This is a genomic window from Candidatus Zymogenus saltonus, assembly GCA_016929395.1.
Taxonomy (GTDB): Bacteria; Desulfobacterota; Zymogenia; order Zymogenales; family Zymogenaceae; genus Zymogenus; species Zymogenus saltonus.
In genome coordinates this window covers 1-13,438 of sequence record JAFGIX010000008.1, presented here as the reverse complement: position 1 = coordinate 13,438, position 13,438 = coordinate 1, and the positions used below count along the sequence as shown (strand labels likewise).

The 13,438-nt window shown below is 48.7% G+C and carries 12 protein-coding genes; 6 read left to right on the top strand and 6 right to left on the bottom strand.

What is annotated here, in order from left to right:
• Positions 1-485 precede the first annotated feature (485 nt).
• Positions 486-794, bottom strand: a complete 309-nt coding sequence (locus tag JW984_01575) for a twin-arginine translocase TatA/TatE family subunit (protein MBN1571865.1) — start codon at positions 792-794, stop codon at positions 486-488.
• Between the two features lie 119 nt (positions 795-913).
• On the opposite strand from JW984_01575, the gene JW984_01570 reads away from it, so the two are divergent.
• The 4 genes from JW984_01570 (at position 914) to JW984_01555 (ending at position 5,166) form a co-directional block, all read left to right on the top strand.
• Positions 914-3,589, top strand: coding sequence for an insulinase family protein (locus JW984_01570; GenBank protein MBN1571864.1), 2,676 nt, complete (start codon positions 914-916; stop codon positions 3,587-3,589).
• A 105-nt stretch (positions 3,590-3,694) separates the two neighbouring features.
• On the top strand, positions 3,695-4,204 hold the full coding sequence (locus JW984_01565) for a nitroreductase family protein (GenBank protein MBN1571863.1): 510 nt from the start codon (positions 3,695-3,697) through the stop codon (positions 4,202-4,204).
• Between the two features lie 105 nt (positions 4,205-4,309).
• Positions 4,310-4,672 (top strand): zinc-ribbon domain-containing protein, encoded by a 363-nt coding sequence (locus JW984_01560; GenBank protein MBN1571862.1) that lies wholly within the window; start codon positions 4,310-4,312, stop codon positions 4,670-4,672.
• Between the two features lie 263 nt (positions 4,673-4,935).
• Positions 4,936-5,166, top strand: a complete 231-nt coding sequence (locus JW984_01555; protein ID MBN1571861.1) for a hypothetical protein — start codon at positions 4,936-4,938, stop codon at positions 5,164-5,166.
• A 40-nt stretch (positions 5,167-5,206) separates the two neighbouring features.
• On the opposite strand, the gene JW984_01550 is transcribed toward JW984_01555, so the two are convergent.
• The 5 genes from JW984_01550 to JW984_01530 all read right to left on the bottom strand — a co-directional run bounded on the left by JW984_01550 (position 5,207) and on the right by JW984_01530 (position 11,343).
• Positions 5,207-6,181 (bottom strand): MBL fold metallo-hydrolase, encoded by a 975-nt coding sequence (locus tag JW984_01550; protein ID MBN1571860.1) that lies wholly within the window; start codon positions 6,179-6,181, stop codon positions 5,207-5,209.
• Between the two features lie 282 nt (positions 6,182-6,463).
• Complete coding sequence (lptG, locus tag JW984_01545) at positions 6,464-7,552, bottom strand: LPS export ABC transporter permease LptG (protein MBN1571859.1); 1,089 nt, start codon at positions 7,550-7,552, stop codon at positions 6,464-6,466.
• Entirely contained in the window at positions 7,549-8,796 is a 1,248-nt protein-coding gene (locus tag JW984_01540; protein ID MBN1571858.1) for an LptF/LptG family permease, read from the bottom strand. Before JW984_01540 ends, lptG begins: the two co-directional genes overlap by 4 nt.
• Before the next feature lie 543 nt (positions 8,797-9,339).
• The gene (locus JW984_01535; GenBank protein ID MBN1571857.1) at positions 9,340-10,701 is read right to left on the bottom strand and encodes a tetratricopeptide repeat protein; all 1,362 of its coding nucleotides are present in this window, start codon (positions 10,699-10,701) and stop codon (positions 9,340-9,342) included.
• Between the two features lie 36 nt (positions 10,702-10,737).
• Entirely contained in the window at positions 10,738-11,343 is a 606-nt protein-coding gene (locus JW984_01530) for a lytic transglycosylase domain-containing protein (protein ID MBN1571856.1), read from the bottom strand.
• A 322-nt stretch (positions 11,344-11,665) separates the two neighbouring features.
• Between JW984_01530 and nadB the strand changes: the two genes are divergently transcribed.
• Together nadB and JW984_01520 are read left to right on the top strand one after the other, a co-directional pair.
• Positions 11,666-13,285 carry an L-aspartate oxidase gene (gene nadB / locus JW984_01525; protein ID MBN1571855.1) on the top strand — a complete coding sequence of 540 codons (1,620 nt, stop codon included), beginning with the start codon at positions 11,666-11,668 and terminating at the stop codon, positions 13,283-13,285.
• The coding region (locus JW984_01520; protein ID MBN1571854.1) for a PQQ-binding-like beta-propeller repeat protein at positions 13,243-13,438 on the top strand (196 nt) is incomplete at its 3' end. The genes nadB and JW984_01520, both read left to right, overlap by 43 nt.

Here is a 13,438-nt window from a genome sequence, read left to right as displayed (position 1 = left end):
CTTCCAAGCCTATTTTCCTTAACAGTAAATATCGCTCTATAGTAAATATCGATATTGCGATATCGGCAAATATCTCAATATCGATACAGTGGTATGGTGTTGAAACCTTTTAGGACTTCCCTAAAAACATTTCTGTATTACTTTTCCTCTCAAGATAAACCGGACTCAAAAATAAGCCTTCTCCCTACCACCGCCGATTTTTTCGCTGCTTGTTATAAGTGTTAAGCTGTTAAAAAAATAGGGATTGAGTTACAGTCCCATCAAATTTGCTAATTTAACTAAATATGAGGCCCGGGGGCTTTACGCCTCTTAAGTTTTTAACAACCATCCCTTGTTGGCATCAAACCGTCCCTCCATTCAACCCCATCGGAATCAACGTGACGCTCTCCCCCCCGACCATCCTCCTCCGGTAATCCCCTCTCTATCTCCCTCTGGTTATCCCGATAGCCTCCCCACTTCATCCCCTCCCTCCACCGATGCCGTACCTATTTCTTGCCCTCGGCACAATCGTCTCCCCCGCTGTCCCCCTCGGAATCGCCGTAAGGATCTCCCTTATGTCCGTTCCCGCCGCCCCCCGGCTGACTCGAATTCGGGGGATTATTGTCATCCTCGCTCATGAAGTCGTGAAAGGCCCTGTTTACGTTTACGCTGTTCCTTATCCCGTCCGTGGCCTTTCTCAACTCTCCGAACCCCTTCCCTATGGCCCTTGCCACCTCGGGGAGTTTCTTCGGCCCAAGGATCAGGAGTGCGACCACGAGTATTAAAATAAGCTCTGGTGTACCAATTCCAAACATACTTTAATCATACGAGTTTTTTCGTTGTGTGTCAAGGTTTTATATAAGGAATATAGGAGGGAATTTTTTAATTGCTCCTTGGCCTAAAAGGGGATATTATGTATATAAGGAGGAAAGGTATGAAAATGAAAAGACACAATCTGGTTTTCGCTAAACGGCTTTTAGCTATTTTATTTATAACGCTGATTTTCATTGCGGTCTTAACTGGAAGCGCATCTTCCAAGGGGCTTGAACGCTACAGGCTTCCGAACGGGATGGTGGTGCTCCTTTATCCCGATGGCTCCACTCCGGCCGTTGCCATGAACGTCTGGATTTCCGTGGGGAGCTTCAACGAGCTGGAGGACGAGGGAGGGATATCCCACTTCCTTGAGCATCTAAGCTTCAAGGGAACCGAAAAGCTTAAACCTGGGGAAGGGGCGGCGATAATCGAGGCGTCCGGGGGATACGCAAATGCGTATACTTCTTTTGACTCCACGGTGTACACGGCCAACGTGGCAAGCCGTTTTGTGGAGGATATGATAAGGGTCGTGGGAGATTCCGTTCTAAATGCGACAATACCCGAGATCGAGGTGGAGAACGAGAGAAAGGTGATCTTGGAGGAGATAAGGATGAACATGGATTCCCCAAGCAGGAGGATAACGAAATTCATGTTTGAAAAGTCTTTTCCGGGGCACCCCTACGGAAAACCGATCATCGGGACCATGGAAAAGGTGAAACAATACACGAGGGATGAGATAAACGAATATTGCAAGACGTTTTACGTCCCCTCGAACATGATCCTCGTCTTGGTGGGTGATTTCGAGCCTGCGCTGGTAAAGCCGATGATCGAAAAGTACTTCGATTCCAAGCGAAAGAGAGAGATTGTCAGGCCCGCGCCGTCCGTGAGATACCCGATAAACAACGGCCTTTCGGTCGACGGGCTTTACGATAACGTCAACATGGGGTACCTCAAGATCAGCTTCAACATTCCCCCGATAGACCACGAAGACCTGTATGCCCTCGATGTATCCGCCCTTATACTGGGTGAGGGGAGGGGCTCTCGTCTTTACCACCGTCTTGTGGACAAGGAGAAGCTCGTCTATTCAATAGACGCCTTTTCCTACACGCCGAAGAGGGCAGGGCTGTATCTGATAAGCGCAAATCTCGACCAAAAAAATATGAGTAATGCCGTGTCGACGATATTAGGGGAGGTCATAGCTCTGAAGACGGGAAAGGTTACGGAGGAAGAGCTGAGAAACGCCAAGACCAGCATCAAGACGGACTTCATTTACGAGAAGGAGACGTTTAAGGGTCTCTGCGGGACACTCGGCTACTTCGAGACGGTTGTGGGAGATGTGAAATTTGAAGAAAGCTATCTCAAAAATATCGAGGGTGTTAATGACGCCGATATAAGGAGGGTTGCAAAAAAGTATTTCAACGAGAAGAATCTCACGGTTACGTATCTTCTCCCGGAGGATGTTGCCGAGAGCGTAACCGAAAAGGGTGTCAAAGAGGCCGTCCATCTGGGCTTTAATGAGGGAGGAAAGGAAGAGGCGGTTTCCTCCGGGGCGGAGTTGATACATGGGGAGGCCGGCTTTAAGGCAAAGCTAAATAACGGAATAACCCTCGTGATAAAAGAGGAGCCGGAGCTTCCTATAATCTCGACCGTTGCGATTTTCCCGGGCGGCGTGAGGTACGAGAGCGAAGAAAACAACGGGATAAATGAAATATTGTCATATATGCTGACCCGCGGCACTGAAGATCTTACGGCCAAAGCCCTGACCGACAAGATTGATTCGATAGCGGGAAGCATCAATGGTTTTTCCGGTAATAACAGCTTCGGAGTCAGGACCCAGTTCTTGAAGGAGCACGAAGATGAGGGATGGGAGATATTTTCGGACGTTATCTTAAATCCGACGTTCGACTCGGACGAGCTCGAGAAGGTAAGGGAGAAGGCATTGGCCGCAAAAGACGCCGAGGCGGACAATCTTGTCCTGACCGTCATAAGGCTCTTCAGGAAGAGACTCTATGGAGATCACCCCTACTCGATGCCGAGTACCGGAACGAAGGAAAATATAGAGAAGTTCACCAGAGACGATCTTGTTACGTATTACAGGGACCACGCCTTAGCGTCTGAGATGGTTATAGCGGTGGTGGGGGATGTGAATGCGGAGGATGTCCTGAAGAGGGTGGAGGGGCTGTTCGAGGATTTCCCCAAGACCGAGGCGACGCCCCTTGAAATCGAGCGTCCAGAAAAGCCAAGTTCACCGAAGAGGGCTGTTACGAGGGTAAGGGGAAAGGAGCAGGCCCATATCGTCATGGGATTTTTGGGAGCCGATCTCAAAAGCGATGACCAGTATACCCTCGAGGTTCTTACGGCGATACTCTCCGGGCACGGGGGGAGGCTATTTATCGAGCTTCGGGAGAAGAGGGGGCTTGCCTACTCTGTCACCGCAGTGAACCTGGGGGGGGTGGATACCGGATTTTTCGGGGTCTATATGGCTACCAAACTGGAAAATCTCAAGGAGGCGATCAAGGGGATCGAGGATGAGCTTATAAAGATAAGGGAGGGGGGAGTTACGGCCAAGGAGCTTGAGAGGGCCAAGAACTACGTTGCGGGTAACTACGAGATCGGCCTACAGGAGAACATGGATATGGCGATGACAATGGCGACCAACGAGCTTTACGGGCTGGGATACGATTTCTTTGCCGAGTATCCGAAGAAGATCCTCGCCGTGACGGAGGAGGACGTAAAGAGGGTTGCCGAAAAATATATCGATTTCAGCGGGAAGATCACGGCCATCGTCAGGCCTTAGAATTGATTAATCGGGTTAATTGATGACAGGTCGGTCATCAGGGGGAGAGGTTTGCGCGGGACGATTGGATAAAAAACATTGGAGGTTGAAATCACGATGGACGCAATGGATGCAATGGATGCGATATTGACAAGGAGGAGCATTCGGAAATATACCGGCAGACCGGTCTCCGAGGAGACTGTGAAGGAGCTACTGACCGCCGCAATGTCGGCCCCGACTGCGGCGGATCAAAGGACGTGGGAATTTGTGGTGATAGACAATCGGAAGATCCTTAACGAGATACCGGGCTTTCACCCTCATTCAAAGATGCTTTTAGGTGCGCCCCTCGCCGTCTGCGTATGCTCCGATCTAAGGAAGGAGACTAGGGCCGGTTACTGGCCCCAGGAGTGCGGCGCGGCGACCCAGAATATCCTCATTGCGGCAAACGCCTTGGGCCTGGGGGCGGTGTGGCTGGGGATCCACCCTGTCGAGGAGAGGGTCGAAGGCCTGAAGAAGCTCCTGGGTTTGCCGGAGGGCGTGATGCCCCTCTCCCTCATCGCACTGGGTTATCCCGCGGAGGAGAAGCCGCCCTTGAATCGCTACGAAGGGGGGAAGGTCCACAGGAACGGGTGGTAAGGATTATTTTTTAGGGGAGGGGAAATATTCTTTACAAGATTAATAATAGAATATAGTATGAGACACATATAAGAAATAGTATTGATTCATTTCGGGGGGTAGAATATGGAAGTTGTATATCCAAACTGCGGATTCAAGGGAAATATTAGAGACGAGCGAATTCCCGATAGCGGCAGGAAGGTGACATGTCTCCGTTGCAAGACGGAGTTTTTCGTAAAGAAGAATCGATCTGCAAAACCGGAGAGCGGGACGGGCGAAAACCTGATCTCAAATCCACCCGGGGGGAGCTACGGGACGAATATATCGAAGCCCAATGAAGGAGGCAGAAAAAGGAGTCCGATTCTGGTATGCTCCGTACTGCTGGTTACGGCGGCATTTTTTTACATCTTGGGATTAATATCCGGCGTTATTGTTTACGAGGCCGACTCCGAGTCCGATATAAAGGTGTCGGAATCTGTCGGTATTTAGGGTGATATTGCGGGTGATAAATCCAAATCGGGCCTTTCGGAGAAGAAGGAAAGCGAAGTTTCCGAAGCCCCATACTCCGATGAGGAAAAGAGAGTTCCGGCTGAAATTCCGTAGTCCACGAAGGGGGGAGTCTATGCAAATAGGCTGATGGAGTCTTTGTTGACCCTTTCCGAAATATAAACCGAAAAAAATATTGAGAATAATTGTAGTATCAAGGTATATGGAGAAGAGGCCGTTAATAATTTAAAAGAGATGGATTGAGTTTGGGGAATATTTTTAAAGACAATTATGGAGGCGATAAATATGGGGCGGAAATTCAACTGGACAAAATTGGGAAAGAGGTGATAATAGGACTGGCGATGGATGATGAAGAGATCATTAAGATCGGCAGGGGAGACAGCGTAGAATTCAGCGGAAAGTTAATAAACTTTAAAAATTTTGGATATGGTGTAGGGAAAATCTATCTTTATAACGGCAGGTTGAAGAAAAAATGATCTGAAGAAGTCGCAATAGAAAACCGTTAAAACCTTTTTATCAATCGGCCCTCTCCCAGGCGGACCTACCCGATTTAATTAATCGATTGACCATGCCTCCTTTTTCCATGTCTAAGAGCACGGTCAGGATCAGCATCAGGGTCATCGCCTCCATCGAAAAGGGCACGTCCGGAAAGATGGCCGCCATGATCTCCTTGAGCCTCAACGGCCCGCCGGCCAATGCATTCTTTATGATCTCCGGGTATTTGAGGCCGCCCGAAAGCGCCCTTTCGAGTACCTCTCTCGCCTTTTTTCTTCCCACCGTCGGCTCGCCGTGTCCGGGGATCAATATCTCCGGCTCAAGCGAAAGGGCACTCTTCAACGATTCCACGGCCGAGGCGTAGCTGGAGCGGGGATTGTTGAGGTCCATCCCCTGGGAGTTCTCGAAGTCAATCAGATCCCCGGCGACGAGGAGGCCGGCATCCGGGATGAAATATCCGGTGTGGCCGTCCGTGTGGCCCGGAAGGGAGACCGCCCTTACCTCCCTGCCGATTGTGTCGGCACAGATACAGTCGCCGCCGGAGACCACGCCGTCAACCTTTATCCTCGGCTGCTTCCCCCATGCGTACCGGGTGAGAATGCGAGCAAGCAAGATCGGATATGGGAAGACCTCTTTGGTCAACGGGCCGAAGTCGGGGAGAAAGCCATCGAAATTGTCTTTGGGATTCTCGATGTATCTCTTGGCGGCGGCGGAGGCGAAGATCTTGGCCCCGCTCTTCGATTTTAAAAGCCCGGCCGAGTTTATGTGATCCCAGTGGGAGTGGGTGTATGTTACTTGCCCCACATCGCTCAATTTCAGGCCGTCCCTCTCGATCGCCGCCTCGAGCTCTTCAAGGGCGCCGCCAGAGACGACACCGCTGTCTATCATGAGGAGGGCGTCACCGGAGACGATCGTCACCGAGGCGGAGCCCGCCCCGGGCCTTATCTTCTCGCCCGGCCTGTCTCTGTAGGTGTAGATACCGTCGGCTATTTCCACTGTTCTCGTCCTTTATATTTGAGCCCATTTAAATATCTAAGTGTGGAGTATAAGTGTAGAGTGCAAAAATTATTGTTTGAAATTAGATCACTCGGAGAGGTCCTAAAAACTTGCTGATTTTTGGAATAGTTTTTCTGTAGATGAGAATCCAATTGTCAGGGGCCGCCTGTCAACGCAAAAATAGAGAGGGGGTTGAATCGATGCAACTGCGGCGTCTTGATCTTCGATTTGTAAATCTTATAAGACCGGTCGTTTATGTGTCCAATCTATCGCTTCCTCCCGTCAAGTTCTCACTGTCAGGAACATGTAGACGCTGGCGAAGAGGAAGAGTATGTTTGCGGTCCAGGCGGCGATGAAGGGCGGAAGGGTTCCCCCATGCCCCAGGGATACGCAGATGCTGTGGACCACCCAGTAAAAGAATGAGAAGGTAAATGCGATTACCGTTGCGGAGGCGATTCCCCCGCGCCTCCCGATCATAAGGGCAAAGGGGGTGGCGATGAGGGCCATGATGAAGTTCACAAGGGGATAGGACACCTTAGAGTGAAGATCAACCCTGTATCGAGTGGTGTCGTATCCGTCGTCGTTAAGACGATCTATGTAGCGGGAAAGCTGGCGGAATGACATCTTTTCGGTCTGTTGTTCAAAGACTATCTTGAAGTCCTCGGGTCGCTCTTCAATTTCGTAATACTTCACATCATATTTCTTGACGTCCAACAATGTCGGGCCGGTGAAGTCCTTTTCGTCGACCGTGTGTAATTCCCAGCCTTTTTTTGTCCACTCTGCGTCTACAGCCATAATCGTCTTGGTCAGTGTGAAATTCTCATCGAAGTGATATATCGTTATACCCTCGATCTTTTTTTCCTTGGGCAGGAATCGGTCGATGTAGTAGATTACGTTCCCCTTTTTGACCCATATCTTGTCGAGCTTGTATTCCGGCTTGATCTCTTGTTCCTTCCTCTTTATCTTGACGATCTCCATATAATCGGTAAGTCGGTTTGCCTTTGGGACGATATACTCGTTTCCGAAAAAGGCTATTATGCTTATTATGAAGGCCACAACAAGAATCGGGGTAATGACGGCTATGTGGCTCACCCCGCATGTCCTCAGGGCGATAAGCTCGAGGTTTTTGCCCATAAGTCCCAGGGATATCAGGGTTGCCAGCATAACCGTTATGGGGAGGCTCATAAAGAGCATAAAGGGTATCTTGCTGGCAAAGTATAGCAGTATGGTTGAAAATGAGGATGGATGATCGAGGAGTAGCCCCGTATTTTCAAAGACATCTACGATAAGAAACAGAACGATTGACGCGGATATCGCGAAAAACATTATTACGAAGAACTGCTTTAAAATATACTTCTGTATAATTCTCATTTGTTGAATCTTTGAAATATCTTGTTTATAAAAGCCAGAATATTGTTGTAGAGCGTGATTATCAATACGGGGGATTCCCGTCCGGTCTTGATAAAAATATACAGCCCCGCCCCTCCCATGATTGCGTTACCTATCCACATCGAATATATGGGGGGGATCAAGCCGTTTTTGCCCAAAAGCTCTCCTATGAGCATAAAAATATAGTAGATAAAGATGACAATTATGGCGAGAAACATTCCCCCCGACTTCCCCCGGGGGTTTGTCTGTATACCCAGAGGGATGCCTATAAGCATAAAGACAATGCAGGCGAAGGGAAAGGCAAAACGCTTTGAAATCTCGACCTGTCTCTTCCTTATCGATGATATCGTGGAATCGTAATTAAACTTCGCTTCCGGATCACCGGGATTTTCAAGATACTCTTTTTCGTGCCCGACAAGGTCATTCCTCAGCCAATCGATGTCGGCGTACAGCTCGCTCAGGGTCATCTCGTAGTCCCTTTTTAGGATCTTCTCATTGTTGTTTTCGTCGCCGAATATGTTGATGTTTAGATCATATCTGCTGAAGACGGATGTCTGATCGGAGTCCATGTTCTTTCTCGAAAGTATGATAGTCCCGTTAATCAAGCTGATGGTGAGAAAGGAATTGGACTCATCGCCCCGAATGTAACCCTCCTGGGCAATAATGGTAACCGCCACATCCACATTGGTCTCGTCGTAAACGAGAATTCCGTATAATCTATCGGAATTGGACGGTATCCTGTCAACGTATATGATTATTCCCCTCATGTCGTTGAAGACCTTTTCATGGAGGGCCACGTTGACCTGGGAGCCTATTATTCTGACGACGAATTTATGGAGGTTGAAGTTGTTTCGCGGGGCCACGTAAATGGTGAGGTAAAATGTTACCGTAAGGGTCAGCATGGTAAAGAGAATCACGGGGCGGATAAGCTGGTAGACGCTGATTCCGGAAGCCTTAAACGCAATAATCTCATAGTCCCTCGAAGCCCTGCCGAAGGTGAGGATAATGGATAAGACCAGGGACATTGGGATTGTGAATACGAGGAAGTTGGGAAGCATAAGGGCGATGAGGATCACGACGTTGAGAAAGCTCATTCCCTGACTTACCATCATCTCGGTCAGCTGGAATATCCTTCCCATGACTATGATGAAGCTGAATATTACAAGGCCAATTGAGAAATTGGCGAGGATTTCAAGCATGAAATGTCTTGAGATAATTTTCTGCATAACGCCCTATTCTATACGATTAGGTTCTTAAAGTAAATAAAAAACTATCTAAAAACTATAGAAAAACTTACTGCATTAGGGAAGCTGTAGGAGCGAGAGGTTTGATGGTGCGGCGAATCGCCCCCATCTTGATTCATCAGTTACGACAAAAATGTGGGAGACAAAAAGGAATAAGGGCCGCACTAAAAAGTCTTTGCCCTAAGGCTCGCGGCGCCGGTCTCCCTCAGGACTATACAGGCGACAATCCACGCCGATACCCGGCCCTGCGGGACCGGCGTAAATAAGTAATGGGGGCCGTTAAGACGGGGAGCCTTTCGGCCGGGTGATCTACAGATTTGCCGAGATTTATAATAAGGTCGTACTTTTATGTGATACAGCCGTCCACGATGTCGATAAGTATTGAGATGAGGAAGAGGAGAGCGGTAAGGAATTTTATAAAGGGGGTCTTTTATGTGAGCATCGCCATAATGGCAGGGATTATCGATGGCCTGAATTTCGTCAGGATGTTTGGTATATTAAAGATTGGATTATTTGTTTAGCGGTCTATTCAATGATTACTTTTCCCTTTCCGGCAAATTCTATAAACGGTATATCGACCGCTTTGCTCTCGTCTTTTTTTTGGGAGATATTGACTACCTTCGGGATGATCTTACCCTGCCAGCCAATAAAGGTCCCTATCTTTACCTTGAAGGGTGACCCTTCCACAATCTCCTTTACGACCGGATTTGTCCTGGATAAAACGGCGAAGTCTCCCTTCCCCTTTATCTGTAAAATATCCAGGACATCGTCCTTTAAGAGCTTTATCGAGCCGTTTTCCCAGGAAATACCGGACTGGAAGGCGAGTATTGAAGATTCATTGACGTAGAAGACCTCTTCGGAGTCGATCGTAAAGATGGTAATTCGCCTGTCGCCCGGTGAGATAAGCACCTTGCCATTCCCTTTTATCTTCATGATCGGGTTTCCCTCTCCCCCCAGGTCATCTTTGGACTGCTTGCCCTTGTGGCTCTTCTTAGTGGTTTCAAAGTCAAGATTGCCCTCGGCCGCCACTATGCCTCCGCTTCTCGCAAAGGTGTGGCCTGAAAAGATAATCTCGAGGTTATTGTTGTCGGTGATTGCGAATTCGCTTCTTCCGGCGGCATCCTCTTTTTCAGCCTTCTTTTCTCTTTGGGTTTCGGTTTTCCCTTCTTTCGCGGGCCTCTTTTCGTCGGACGACTTTGCCTCAACCAGACCGTCTTTGTCCAGGTCAAGACGAATATGCTCCACCTTGCTCTTATCCTTTGACTCCGAGATCTTGTCGCCCTTTTCAAAATCACTGAGCATTTCCTTGAGCTCGGGATCAAGGGTCAGGTCGCCTATTTGAATCTCGTGATTGGATTGATCTTGATTCTCCTTCTCTTTCTGTTGCTTCTTTTTGTAGAAATCCGGCTGTACGACGCCCGCGATGATGCTCTCCATCTTTCTCGCCATGCTTCTCGACCCCGCCCTTAAAAACTCCTCCCGGGCGGTTTTATATTTACCCAGCTCTGCGTATACGAGGCCGAGGTAATTATGGGCCTTGTCGTAGTTGGGCTTGATATTTAACGCCTCGTTCAGCTCACGTATGGCGTTGAAATATTTTTCAGTCTTGAAATATATCAATCCCAGATTGACCCTGAGAGTCAGGTTGTTTGGATTTCTCTTCAGGAGCTTTTTATAGATGGTCTCGGCCTTAGGGAAGTCTCCAATACTGAAGTAGATCATCCCCAGCAGGTTTTCAACCCCTTCGCTGCTTGGTGAAAGCCTGTAGGCGTCTTCAAGGGTCCGCTTCGCTTCTTCGACCTTCCCGTCGTCAAAGAGCTCGCGTCCCTCCTTGAACAACTTCAGAAATTCTTCCTCGGTTGAAATCCTTCTATTGTCTGGAGACAAAAAGACCCTCTCGAAAAAAATGTAATAATGAGTATGCTACAGGTCCAGCGGCCTGTCGCTGTAATAATCCAAGAACTTCAAAACTTTCTTGATGTAATTTTTTGTCTCTTTATAGGGGGGAATCTGATTGTTGTATTTAACCACGGCGTTTTCACCGGCGTTGTAGGCGGCCAGAACCAAAGTCAGGTCTCCCTTGAAAAAATCCATAAGGTAATTAAGGTATTTGGTTCCGCCGTAAATATTCGATCTCGGATCGAAGATGTCGTAAACTCCGAAACGCTTGGCTGTGGAAGGTATCAACTGCATAAGGCCGCACGCTCCTTTCTTGGATACGGCCTTCGGATCGAAGTTGGACTCGGTCTTTATAACCGCCTTGATAAGGGAAGGATCAATCCCGTAGAGCACCGACGCATCCTTTATTATGCCGTCGTAGGTACTGGTGCTGTAGTAATATTCTTCGTAGGTTACATATTCCTCTTCGTACTCGTCGAATATCATTGTGTAGCCGCTGGTGGTGGGGATGTTCGTGAAGACTATTGTCCCATCGGGCTCGACCTTTTTGTAGTAATCGGCGTGGGTTTCCGGAATTGCTAAGATGAAAATAAAAATTAGGAGTGTCAGCAATGAAAGTGGAATTTGCACAGGGATTGAGGCTCCTGATTTACTTGAATCTTCCATTTTCTCGCTTTTATATAAAATTATATATCAAATAAGTAAATACCCTTAAAATTATGCATAGTTTAATATAAGAAGTGGTAAATTACAAGGAAAATTTAGAATTATTTAATCGGAAAAACGACATTTTAACCTTTTATTCAATTTTCTTAGTAAAAGTTTTTGACTCTTAGGTTCAATATATAGTAAAAATGTCTAAATGTCAAATCTACCCTTGACTCCGGAGATAATATGTCTTAAAAAGTTGATATGTAATTAATATGAGATCAATTCAACGGAAAGTGGATTTATGGAAGAAACTTACTTTTACGATTACCTTGTAGTCGGAAGCGGGATAGCGGGCCTCAGCTTTGCGCTTAAGGCCTCGGAGTCGGGGAGAGTTGCAGTCATCACCAAGAAGGAAGACAAGGAGTCAAACACGAACTACGCTCAGGGGGGAATCGCGTCGGTGATGAACAAGCTCGACTCTTTTGAATATCACATAAAAGATACCTTGAAGTGCGGCGCGGGGATATGTCACGCGGATGTTGTGGAGATGGTGGTGAAGGGCGGCCCCGACATGATAAGGGAGCTGGTCGAGCTGGGGGCCAACTTCTCTATGACAGATGGTGACGGCGCTCCCGCATTCGACCTGGGGATGGAGGGGGGGCACTCCCAGCGGAGGATAGTCCACGCGAAAGACCTGACGGGGGCCGAGATAGAGCGGGCCCTGATTGAGAGGGTCAGGGAAAATGAAAATATCGATATTTTTGAAAATCACATTGCGGTGAACCTGATCACCGACCGCACGATGTCGAAAGCCCCCGTGATACCGAAAAGGGTCTGGGGAGCCTACGTCCTCGATACGGATGAGGGGAATGTATCGACGTTTTTGGGCAGGATAACTTATCTCGCGTCGGGAGGGGCGGGAAAGGTCTACCTCTACACGTCAAATCCGGACATCGCCTCGGGAGACGGGATCGCCATGGCCTACCGGGCGGGCGCCGAGGTGGGAAACCTGGAGTTCGTCCAGTTTCACCCCACCTGTCTTTATCATCCCGATGCGAAGTCGTTTCTTATCTCGGAAGCGGTGAGAGGCGAGGGGGCGATCCTACGCCTTGCCAATGGCGAGCCGTTCATGAAAAAGTACAGCGAAATGAAGGATCTCGCCCCGAGGGATATCGTGGCCCGCTCCATAGACAGCGAGCTGAAGAGGTCGGGGGATGACTGCGTATTCCTGGATATCACCCACAGGGAAGCGTCCTTCATCAGGGAGCGCTTTCCGAACATATACGGGAAGTGCCTTCAGTTCGGAATAGACATTACGACAAGTCCTATACCGGTGGTTCCGGCGGCCCACTACATGTGCGGGGGGGTGGTCGTGGACAAAAACGGAAAGAGCAGCGTTGAGGGCCTCTACTGCGGGGGCGAGGTCACGATGACCGGCCTTCACGGCGCCAACAGGCTGGCGTCGAACTCGCTTCTCGAGGCGGTCGTTTATGCGGACAGGGGAGCAAGGAGGGCCGCAGAAGAGATAAAGGCCCTGAAGATAAAGCCGCCCGAGGCGCCCCCCTGGGACCCGAAGGACGCCGTGGACAGCGACGAGGAGGTGGTCATCACCCAGAACTGGGAAGAGGTGAGGAGGTTCATGTGGAATTACGTCGGGATCGTCCGCTCCGACAAAAGGCTCGAGAGGGCCATGAGGAGATCCAATGCCCTCCACAGGGAGATCACCGATTATTATTGGAACTTTACGATCACCTCCGACCTCATCGAGCTGAGAAACATCGCGCTTTTGGCCTATCTGATAATAAGGTCGGCGATGTCAAGAAAGGAGAGCAGGGGACTCCATTACAATATTGATCATCCGAAGACGGATGATAAAAAATTCAAGAAGGATACTATCCTCGTGCGGAAGGACTGGGATTGACGTTGGGGTCGGCGGTTATATCCCAAGAAAGTCAAGAAAAAGAACAAGAGATAAGATGCGGTTTTCGGCGATTTGAGACAGGAGAAAAAATACTTTCTTCTCCCTCAGTAGTTGAAGGTTTAGTGTATATAGGATCTGCAGATAATTTTTTGT